Genomic DNA, 11,356 nt, shown 5'->3' with positions numbered 1-11,356 from the left:
GCGAGAGAATCATCTCGCATTTGGAGGGTTTGGGGTTGTGCAGCACTCCAAACACGGGGAAAGCTTCTCACGTTTGGAGCGTTGACACTACTTTTGCGCTCCAAACGCGCGCAATGCTGCGCTCAGGCAGATCGTTCGCGCAATTTTCGCAGCACACTACGCGACACCGCCAGCAGATGCTTGCCGCGCACATCAAGCTCCCCACGCTTCTTACGCACAGCTGCCATAATCATCGTCGTCAAAACAGTAATCGTTAGAATCATAGCGAGCACGAACAGCGTCATCCACAGAGGCCACTGCACACGATCTTCCGGCGCCTTCACCGGATCCGGCAGCACGCGATAACCAGTCACCAGCAACCTATGTGAGTTCACGCCATACGGGGTACACGTAAGCAGCGTCGCCAAATCACGCCCCTTCTCGCGCTGCAGCAAACTAATATCATGCGGTTCCACTACGCTAATACGGAATACCTTATAGCGCAAAGTCTCACCTTGCACATCAAAGTAGAAGAAATCACCCTTCTTCAAATCCACCAAATCATCAAACATAGTCGCGTCAGCAAGCCCAGTATGCGCTGTAATAACCGTATGACGATTCTTACCACCCACAGGCAAATCCGTACCATACAAATGGCCGGCGCCGCGCGCCAAAACCTCCTGCGAACTACCGTGGTAAATCGGTAGCTTCACGCCAATCTTCGGGATTTTTACGATGCCCATAATGCCCATAGGCTCATCCAGTTGCTTCACGTACTCCTTATATTCCGGCGTTTTCATGTAATCAGTAGTGCCGTTATAAGGATCCGCGGTAATAATCGCCTTATGACGCGCATTGTAACGCCGAGCAGCACGCAAATGAGCACGACGCACATCACCAGCTTGATCGTGATTATACTTATCGTAAGCTGCAGAAATTTCCTTAGAAACGCGATTATTCCAAAGCGTAGAACACACCGGATACGCAAAGCACAACAAACCGGCGAGCACAAATGCAATAGGCTCAATGATGCGGCGGAGCTTAGATTTTTGCTGAGATTTGTGATTGCTTACGGCGGATTTTGCTTCGGTTGCGTGGGTTTCAGTTGCGGGTGATTCGGTTAAGTTAGTTTGGGTTGCGGTTGATGAGGTTGCGTTGGTTTGGTTTTTGAAAAGCTTGTTTTGGGAGATTTTGTTGAGAAAAGCATATACTTTCGTAACGGCGCTGTTTAATTTCATGCTTCCTCGTTTCGTGGGATAATTTGGCTTAGATTGGTTAGGTTATTTTATTTAGTTTATTTTTTCTTTAGATATTCTTGATTATCGTCTATGAGTTTTGGCTAATGTGTTTGGTTTTTAGTGTTGTGAGGTCAAGGAAATTTCAGCATCGTGCGTTCCGTCGCTGCGCTCCTCTTTTAGCACTCTGCTCGAAATTTTCTTGACCTCTACTTCGCTAATCTCTAACACAAAACTCATAGACTTGTTAAGTTTGTTGCGTAAGTGCGTGGTTTGCTTAGTGCAACTCAAGTCGCATAACTAAGCTTCGGGTGGGTGCGTGGTTGAGTGGGTTTGGCTTGGCGTGCGCAGCAGCTCGGATGTTAGTGTTCACTCATCAACAAATACTCAGCATCTGCAGAGCATGAATGTTAAAGTTCCATGAATCAACAAGTACTCAGCGTTAGCAAAGCGCTACTGCAAAGCTACAGAATCAACGTTTGCAGAAGCGCTACTGCAAAGCTACAAAAGCAACGTCTGCATTTAGCGTAAAAAATCTCAAATCTCTACCACACTAATATTCATACAGTTAAAGTTATTCCTACAGTTAAAGTATGCAATCGTGCGATAAGACTTTCGCCGCGTACCTTAGCGATTAAATCTTATTGAATGACTAATAGAATTAAATATGCTTATTCTCTTTGGGTTAGAATGTTCTCCAATAGTTATTTCATCAAACTCTTTACTATCGTCTAAATTCTTAAGTGTTTCTTCAACAAGCTTCATTTTTTCATATGAAGTATTTGCTGTACGCAAGAAAATTGCTTGAACCACTAAAATAATTATAAAAATTATGGCAAGCGCCCATAATCCAATATAGTTCTTAATATTTTCAGGAAGAACCTTACCAACTAACAACGTAATAAATGCAGCAAAGAGGGATACTATATATCCTGAAGCAAAGCCATTCCAAACATTGTAGCTAAATCTTACTTTTCTAAGTTCTGCTTTTAATTTTCTCTCTGCTACATCTCGTTTGTTGTGGAGCATTACTTTTACCGTATGTATACGATAATAATCGATTCTTGTTCTTATGGAACATATTCCTTTCCACCAAGAAACTTTATCTTCATCTGGATCTTCGTTTGACATAGCAACTTCTTCTCTATAAAGGGTTAATTGTTATTGATTAAAGTTTTTTCTGAACTGAAAAAAGAAAGAATAAGACAGCAGACTGCGCTGCGCGGAAGAAAGAGGGATACTCGCGCAAAGCGCGAACACAGCGCAGCCTACTGAGTTTTTAGTTATAAGCCAGGCGATTAAAGTTCCGCAGCGCAACAACACACGCACTGAAAAACTCAATCGCCTAGCGAATTGCAATTCCTAAGAATTGCGAAGAATCATGCAGCCTGCTGCTCTTCTTCCTTCTTGCGGTTACGCATGAAGACGAAGATGCCGAAGCACACCAAGCACACGCCAGCCAATGCGAAGATCACAACGCCAGCAGCACCAGTCTTTGGAAGCTTGAACCAAGAACCATTATCCTTGGTTGGCACGTTAGCAATGTCAACAACTGTAGGGGCTGCTAATGTTGAACTTGCAGCAACAGTTACTGCATGAGCCTGATGATCACGCTCATAGTTAGCTGGAGCTTCAGTCTCAACAATATAGAATTGATGCGTTGAATCATCGATAACAACCTTTGCAGGAGTCTTGAACTTACCACCTGCAATAGTAGTGAATTCGCCAACCTTTGAAGCTTTATTGCATGCAGTTGCTTTGGTATCCATTGCACACGCGTCAGCATCGGACTTCTTAGCGAAAAGCTTGAACTTAGCGTCAGCGAGCTTGGACTTAGCGTCGTTACTATCTTTTGCAAAAGTACCGTCGTACTTGTTCACCTGCAAGAAGCCGTAATGAGATTCAACTTGTGAACCCCCATCGGTTGGAACTTCAGGTTTTGGTTCTGGCGAAGTATCGCTCTTGCCAGGAATAAAACCAGACTTGTTGGTGAAGCTGGTGGCAGTACTCTTCGAAGCATCAGCAATAGTGAATGCAAATTCAATTTCTACCTTCGCCTTAGAATCAGCTGCAGCTGCTTTTGCGATGGATGCTAATCCAGTTTCATTGAAAGCAACTTTAATACGTGTTGCTACGACATCATTTGCATCTGAACCAGTACCACCTTTTTTGATTTCTTCGGTAGTAACAGAGATATTATTAGTAGATTTATCTTTCAAAGGTACAGATTTATCTGTAGAGTTTTCTTTATAAACCACGTTTGCAGACTGAACAACGGTTTGATCATACTTCTTGAACGCACCTGCAGGAGCCTGATCGAATACGGTGTATCCCTGCAAATCAGATTTCGTCCATTTTGCACGATCAGTAGCAGAAGTAGAAAGCACATCTGCAGAAATCTTGTAGGTCATGGTATCACCATTACCAACAAACTCTGTACCATTACCCTCGGTGCGAACAAGAGTCTTCGTAATCCTATTTGCAAGGCTCTGGTTCTTTGGTCTTGCAGTTACATTGTAGTCATAGGTAACTGGCTTATTTGCTTCATGAGTGATTTCTGGAATCGTCATGTAGAACGGTGTAACGTCGTTAGAGTGACCAGGCGCTGGCTGTGTTTCTTCTACCTTGTAAAGGCCGATAGCAAGTCCATCGAATTTCTTCGAACCATCAGAACCTGTTTCACCTTCTTGCGTATTCTTATCATCGAATTGCATGCCTTCAACATCAGGCTTATCGTTAAGAGATTTCACCTTAGTAGCAAGAGCTTCCCAATTCTTGTAATCTGTGAGGTCTGTGCTTGTGGTATCAGAAGTAGAAAGCTTCGTAACTCTTTGTACCTTGAACTTAGCGCCAGCAAGAGGAGTGGATGTATTGTTTGGACCCTTATCCTCATACTTCTTGATGGTAATGGAACCCTTCAGCTTCTGACCTTCAGTAGACCAAGGTGCTGGCTTAGCAGCTTCTTGAGTTGGACTCGTAGCAAATGCCACGTTATTTGCAACCACGGCGCCGGCGACGCACAGCGTGCCAGCCATTGCGAGCGAGGCGAATGCCGCCACGCATTGTTTAGTGAATTTATTCACTTTCTTCTCCTTTATATCAGTGCCCTTTCGGGCAGGTTTGAGGAAAATACGTTTTGTTTGGGGAATAACCCTTTGTTTGGGGAATAACCCTTTATTGTTATTGTGTTGCGCACGGTCGGCGGAGTCATCGCAAAGCCGCATGAACTCTGTCGGCGGCTACGATTTGCGCCGCGCGCAGCAAGATTAAATCCGAACCATGCTCCAGTAATTTGTCGTTACTGCGTAACGCCACTGCCAGCACATGGAACGTTAATACTGCAGTTTTTAAGCTGCAGAAAATTTTCATCAGCATCGCCACCTTTCGGCAGCCCACCTTCCGACGCGCCTCAATACGGCACGCAACCATCCGGTGACTTTGCGGACAAAATCTTTTGCGGACGCAGAATAATCGTCAAATCGTCTAATATCCTTGACTTTTTTGACTAAACCGCGCCAAATTTCGGAAATCTTACTGTTACGGTTACGGTTGCTGTTTTGCGTGATGTTGGCTTGCGTAGTGCGAGCTTGCGTGATGTTGGCGGTCATTCCGCGAGCAATTCCGCGCAAACCACCCATCATGCCAGCAGCCGCGCCAGCGAGCATCGCGTGACCCCACTTCGTCTGATCAACGAAGAACGCGCCGCACATAACGCACATGCCGATCATTGCCACCACCAGCAGCGCCATACTCATCCCCTCGCCGCCGGTCTTTGGCAGAGTGAATTTGTCGACCACAGTTACTGGGAAGAACTTTGCAGCGTAGTCAATGCCCTCAGTATCGGTAAAGCCCATAGCCTCAGCAAAGTTATTATTAGTAACGCTAATCTTGCTGTTCTTAATAGCATTCTTATACTTACCCAAATCCGTAAGCTTCATCGCAAGCACAACGCAATAGTATTTGCCAGACTTCGTAGGAGCTTTGTCGCTGGTGATAGTTCCACGCGCACGCTCCATCGTTCCGCCAGTGCTATCGAACAAAAGATACTTACCTTCAGGATTGCAGCCATCACCTTTCTTGCCACTCTTACGGCAAGTTTCCTGCTGCTGGAAGTCCGCATGATCCCAAGACTTCTGCCAATTAAGCTTGAAGAACAGATTATCGAGATTCTCACTCCAGATATGAGTTGTATTCTTTTTAGCTTCATCACTGTCATCTCTACACAAAGCTCTAAGCGTAATGCCTTCAGGCTTTGCTGTGGACCACGAGTCAATGCCCATATCCTTCAGCAAGCCAACGCCTTTCATAACAGTAATGCCATTCACGTCGTCTACATACCCAGTAAACTTGCCATTTTCATACTGCTTGTAAACGTTAAGATGCAAATCGCCGCTGTCAATAGCTGGTCTAGTAACCTTCACCTTTGCATAGATAGGGTGATTCTTGTTAATTGAATCATCGTCGTCCGAAACAGAGCCGTCCGGGTAGTGAACCCTAACCTCAGACCAATACTCGCCAGCAGACTGCCACTTATCTGGGCGGAAGGTGACGGAGCCTTTGCCAGTGGCGTTACTATCTTTTGCTTCCTGCTTACCGTCAGCTTTGTTATCTTCGCCGTCTTCAAAGTTAGCCCAAGGCAAACTGCTTGCTTTCGAGTTTTTAATATCGCCAGCCTTAACAAAGCGCTTAATCTCGTACCAAGTGCCAGGAGGCAAAGCGCCTTCCTTAACGTTCGCCAAATCCTCTTTTGGAACGCCGTTGGCATTAACCTCGGTGCTACCCTCGGTAACCTTCTTCTTGCTTTGCGGAGCGTCAGAGCTTATATCAGCCTTATTGCCTTTCTTAAGATTCTTGTCATAAGTGCTACCCGCCTCAATCGTTGGAATCTCGGTGTAGGTCGGGTTGTACTTTTGGTTGTCTTTGAGCTTGATGCTAAAATGGAGACTGCTATCATTCCAATCTTTACCCTTTGACTTCTTAATATCACCATCATTACCGTAATTGGCGAATACCATTTTCTTATAAATAACACTTCCACCAGTGTCATTGCTAATCAAATTATCGAAACCATTCAGCCTATCAGCACTGTTAAAAGCAAACACGCGACACTCGTATTCGCCACTTTTCTCAGGCTTTCCAGTAATAATCGCGCGAGAACGAGCCATAATATTCGTGTTATACTCGTCTTTAGTTAAATGCGAGTACTTAAAATCATCAAGATTACAGTTTTTATCATTCCTGCACTTGTTTTCTTCCTCTTCCGTAGCAATCTTCCATTGATGGAAAGCAGTAAACTTTAATCCGTTAACATCACCAACGGACTTGTTTTTCTCTTCATCCCATTTAAGAAGCGTATAATTATCCTTATTTTTTTCGTGGCAAATAGCACGGAATGTAATCGGAGACTTGTTGTTAGCAGACCATGCGTCAGGTATAAGAAGCCTACTACTATCTATCCGCTTATCTTTATCAAGATTTGTGTAATGATCCGTATGATACGAACCATAAGTAATACGGTCGTCATACTTACTACCCCAATCGTGCATACCTGTACCCTCGGCAATAGAAAAACCTAAGTCGTTATTGCCTATAGTAAGTGGCGTTACTTTAACGTGAGCATAAACCTGACCATTATCCTTAGTGCTTGAACCATCAGGATAGTAAGCAATTACAGGAGTATCATAATTCTTAGGATCTTGAGGTTTACTTGGAGTAAAAGTTACTTCACCAGTACTAGCATTCGTTATTTTTGACCAAGAAAGCACTGGACTAGAATAATTATTATTTGTACCAAGCTCAAACCTAGTGCCTTTAGGAAAATCACCTTTAGTGATCCCCTCGTTTTTTGGAACTGACGTAATTGAGTTTCCAGCTTGTACCTGTTTTTTATCATAATCTGGATACACAGGCTTATAAAAATGAGACATAGGCCAAACACGGAATTTAGCGACAACCGTCTCTGAAAAAGGCTGATTATGATTACAGTTGTACTTATTTGGATTAGGGTATGTTACTTTAATCGGTATATAGACTATATGATTTTTATGCGAGTCTGCTGGGTTAAAATACACTTTGCCTGTGGACTTATCAATCCACGCATGACCTTGTTGTAAAGGCTCTGGTTTCTGATTATTAGGATCATCAAAAGTAACTTGAGCATTGGAACTCTTATTGTTATCAAAATAAGCGTTACCATCAATGGAATAAATAAGATTCTTAGGAATATTATTGTACAGCTTACCTCTTTTACCGTCACTGCCATAATCAGGAACAAAACTACCCTTATTATTGTAGTAATCATCACCATTCTCCTGCCAGTGACCATCATCAGTATAAGCTCTTACAGAAGAAGCTTGACGAGGCTGCGAATCCTCCGACTCCTCAAAATGCAATCCACCAGGCTTAGTTGGATCGGTACTATTATCCCACTCAACGTTGTCTGGTATGCCATCACCATCATGATCATAAGGACCATAAGTTGCATAATGACGCTCATGAGATTGAGCATTAGTAGATTGGTATCCAGCAATAATAGGCATGTAACGAATATCAGTACCATCTGGCACATCTGCAGTAATAACCCAACGGTAGCAAGTCGTAGAATTAGCACTCTCATATGAACGCAGCATTATACCAAAGTCGCCATTATCATGCCACTTCTTTATTTCGCATAAACTGTAATTCTTCGTAAAATCACGCGCTGTAGGATCAGTATCCTGATTATATCCACAGCCAAAATGGCCATTACCAACAGTGTCTTCCCATTGATCATTGAAATCTGTATTGCCATATGTATAATGCCAACGAGAAATTGTTCTAGTAGCACCCCAATACTTATCCCAAGTTTTCATCGTTTCTGGGATGTTTTTATCATTCTGGGTTGACCATTCATTCCACTTTTTCTCGTAAACATTTCGCCTATCTCTTTTCACTCTAATAGTGTCCGTAATAAGCTGTTTAGGAAGATCTACATAAAAAGTGACTCGCGCTGGCATACGCTGCCTAGGCTGGTTATCTAGATGCTCAAGAAAAGCATAGTTAAAATATATTTCATACTGCACATGAGTACCATTAGAGTCCTTAGTAATACTTGGCGTAATATGCATATTTTCAACAGCATTACCAATACCATTACCATTAGCAGTAAAATATCCATAACCGCCATACGACCACATAACCTGAGCTGCGTTTGCAGGCTTAGCTGGAACGATAAGCATTGCGAAAAGTGTGGCGGCGGCTATGAGCATTGCGAAGAGTGCGCGAAGCAGGGTACCGGAAGTGCGGACGCTGCGATAAGCAGAAGCATCAGAGTTAGAGTTAGCGCTGGCGGTAGCGTTGAGCGCTCCATCGCACTCGCTGGTCTTATGCCAAGCCAAAGCGCGCGACGCAAGACGACACACGCGTGATGCGAATCCACGGAACTTTGCTGGTAACATTTTCCCGCCTTCCTCATTCTTTGCAGCCACAAAAGCCACAGCTAATCCAAATCCAAGCTCGTTACGTTCTGAGCATTACGTTCTGCTCAGTTACGTTCTGAGTGTTACGTTCTGCTCAATCACGTTCTGCTCAATCACAATCTTGTTGAAACCTTAAACTCTTAACGGATTACGCAAAACCAACTTGAGCATTCTCAAAGATGAAGCGCTCAATGTACAGCAGACTCAAGTCGCTGCAAACGTTAAACCGCCTTAAGTTTTTTAAAGCCTCAACTAGCTTCAGCTACTTGAGATACCTGAACTGTTCAAGTAACTCGAGTGCTGTAGGTTTAAATCATAAACTTTCGCAATACACTGTCATCTTCCAAGTGCACGAAGAAAGCTCATACGCTCTACCAAAAAACGCTTACGTGCGTTCATCAGTAAACCAGCGAAATCTTCAAACCTTTAGCATTTATACCCCCCCCCACGAAGGATTTCAAGCAAAACACCTATCATAATCGTGGACGTAAAAAAATTTCTATAATTCGCGAATATCGCTAAAAAATCTCTTTTAAAACGCATTTTTGCTGAATAATTTTCAGCGAAAAAATATAGAAATCGCATCTTCGGCGTGTCTAAAACTGCACAATTCCCCAACCTAAAGTACTACATGTTGTTATAACGCATACATCGCACCACTATATGCCGTGCGCGATTCGTCGCTGTACACTGTGGTAGTGATTCACTGCTGCATGCTGTGTGAGATTTATCACTATATTTGTGCTGCTATATGCTTCGTCTCTATATATACTGTGTGCAATTCGTCACTATATGTTGTGCTGCTATATATACTGTGCAGCACAGCGCACACAAAACACAACCGAATTCCCAATGAACTACCACACGAACCTGCCCTGCCTTCGTCTTTATTGACGAAGGCAGACCTCGCTTGCGTTGAAAGCACACTGTGCTTTCAACCCTGAGCAAGCTCGGCGCTCCGAATTGCTTTCGCGCGCTAAATCGCAGCGCGAAAGCAGGTCGTCGCACACGTTTGGAGCAAAAAAATCGGGGCAGATGCGCTCTCGCACTTCCGCCCCCCAAAACCCTAAGGTTTTCAAGCATTTTCAATTCTATCTTTCACATATCCAACTGTCAATAACAGTACAAATAAAAGCAAGCAATGAGTTAAATTTACTCGCTTTATCATACTCTTTTGTGTACTCAGATGCCTTTTTTATAAATCCCCCTGCAATGTATCTAATAATGCTTTTTTAATCATTCACGCATTCATCACATTGATAATTCCTATACAGAAATTTCTTATACATATATGCAGTTATCACTATTTCTTTCATCTTCGCATTACACATATTCGATCGCCTCGCGCGCTTATTGAACCCTACAGCTTCAATAGCTTTACTTACTTCTTCAAGCAAAAGCACGTTGTCAAAACTTTTTCCAGTAATTCCATCCAATATTGAATTAGAATGAGCACAAGCATTACGTACGGATTTTACCCTGCACAATAAGTGATGCTCCTTCTGCATCTCTCTACTACCCCATCTTTTTGCGCAAAAACGATAAAATCTTAACAATGTTCCAAATGTAATACCTTCAACAAATACCCAAATTGGCATTCCACCTGTATACTTTGCCGCCGATTCTCTGCTATATTTCCCATCTTTAAGTCGTTCTAATTCAGCAATTAGTATTTTGCGGTCATCGTTATAAAGACTAGACATGTAATCTTCAACAATGGAGTATCCATCTTCTTTAGGATTTTCAGTAAACATTTTCATTAACTTAACTTTTGCCTCATGCTCTCTATAGCTAAAGTTATTAGAAGCAAAAGTATTTGAAACATCCTATTAAGCTGCTCTATTTTGCATAATTGATCAAAATCCAAGTCAATATACTGGCCATCCCTAGATCCACCAACTCTCTTGCTAAACAATTTTTTATATGAACAAGTCTCAAAATAGTATGAGAAGGTTGAAAGGTAGGAAATTGCAGAATCTTCAGATTGTTTGTTAAAAGTTATACCTTGCTTTTTAAGATGTTCTATCTGATTTATTGACGAAAGCTTTACAGGTAATTTATTAATTACACGTGCTTTCTTTATATCCGAATCGCATTGCTTATCCATTACTACGTCTTCCCCTTTTCCAAACTATGGATAAATATCGTTTATTTTGCGAATACTACCCCAATAGCATTCGATGACTCTTTAAATGCACCAGCGCATATGCAAATATTCTACAACGCTACGGGAAAAGCAGGGAATAGGCAGGCGAGACCAAAGCGACGATAAGTAGAAAATCAAAAGTGGGCTTAATGGGGTTCGAACCCACGACCTTCTGCTCCGGAGGCAGACGCTCTATCCACTGAGCTACAAGCCCGCAACTCGAGAAAGTATACACGCTAGTGAGGATGCACTGCAAGAAAAGCTGCGCACGTTTGGAGCAATAAACCACACCAAACCCTCCAAACGCGAGATAACACTCGCGCTATAAGCGCTCGCTTACGAAACTCGCGTTGGAAGTCCACTGGACTTCCAACTTGAACGAGTTTCCGCTCCGAATTGCTTTCGCGCGCTAAATCGCAGCGCGAAAGCAGGTCGTCAGCGCACACAAAACACAACTAAATTTCCAATAAACAACCACACCAGCCTGCCCTGCCTTCGTCAATCGAAACGAAGGCAGACCTCGCTTGCGTTGAAAGCAC

6 protein-coding genes and 1 tRNA gene are annotated in these 11,356 nt (G+C 43.0%); all 7 read right to left on the bottom strand.

Annotated features, from left to right (window positions below):
- Nucleotides 1-122: 122 nt before the first annotated feature.
- Entirely contained in the window at nt 123-1,217 is a 1,095-nt protein-coding gene (locus HMPREF3208_RS03005) for a class C sortase (protein WP_064347170.1), read from the bottom strand.
- A gap of 624 nt (nt 1,218-1,841) precedes the next feature.
- Nucleotides 1,842-2,345: a hypothetical protein gene (locus tag HMPREF3208_RS03000; RefSeq protein ID WP_064347168.1), complete on the bottom strand. Its 504-nt coding sequence runs from the start codon at nt 2,343-2,345 to the stop codon at nt 1,842-1,844.
- 248 nt (nt 2,346-2,593) lie between these two features.
- Entirely contained in the window at nt 2,594-4,297 is a 1,704-nt protein-coding gene (locus HMPREF3208_RS02995) for a SpaH/EbpB family LPXTG-anchored major pilin (RefSeq protein WP_064347166.1), read from the bottom strand.
- Between the two features lie 124 nt (nt 4,298-4,421).
- Nucleotides 4,422-4,589 carry a hypothetical protein gene (locus HMPREF3208_RS06670; protein ID WP_155639960.1) on the bottom strand — a complete coding sequence of 56 codons (168 nt, stop codon included), beginning with the start codon at nt 4,587-4,589 and terminating at the stop codon, nt 4,422-4,424.
- On the bottom strand, nt 4,583-8,650 hold the full coding sequence (locus HMPREF3208_RS02990) for a Rib/alpha-like domain-containing protein (protein WP_230953068.1): 4,068 nt from the start codon (nt 8,648-8,650) through the stop codon (nt 4,583-4,585). The genes HMPREF3208_RS06670 and HMPREF3208_RS02990 overlap by 7 nt, the downstream gene beginning before the upstream one ends.
- A gap of 1,253 nt (nt 8,651-9,903) precedes the next feature.
- The gene (locus HMPREF3208_RS06885; RefSeq protein WP_230953066.1) at nt 9,904-10,425 is read right to left on the bottom strand and encodes an Abi family protein; all 522 of its coding nucleotides are present in this window, start codon (nt 10,423-10,425) and stop codon (nt 9,904-9,906) included.
- A 533-nt stretch (nt 10,426-10,958) separates the two neighbouring features.
- Nucleotides 10,959-11,031, bottom strand: a tRNA-Arg gene (locus tag HMPREF3208_RS02980).
- Between the last annotated feature and the right edge of the window lie 325 nt (nt 11,032-11,356).

Source organism: Gardnerella vaginalis, from assembly GCF_001546485.1.
Classification (GTDB): Bacteria; Actinomycetota; Actinomycetes; order Actinomycetales; family Bifidobacteriaceae; genus Bifidobacterium; species Bifidobacterium vaginale_D.
Note: the sequence above shows the minus strand (reverse complement) of the source record. Positions and strands in the feature narration are given on the sequence as shown.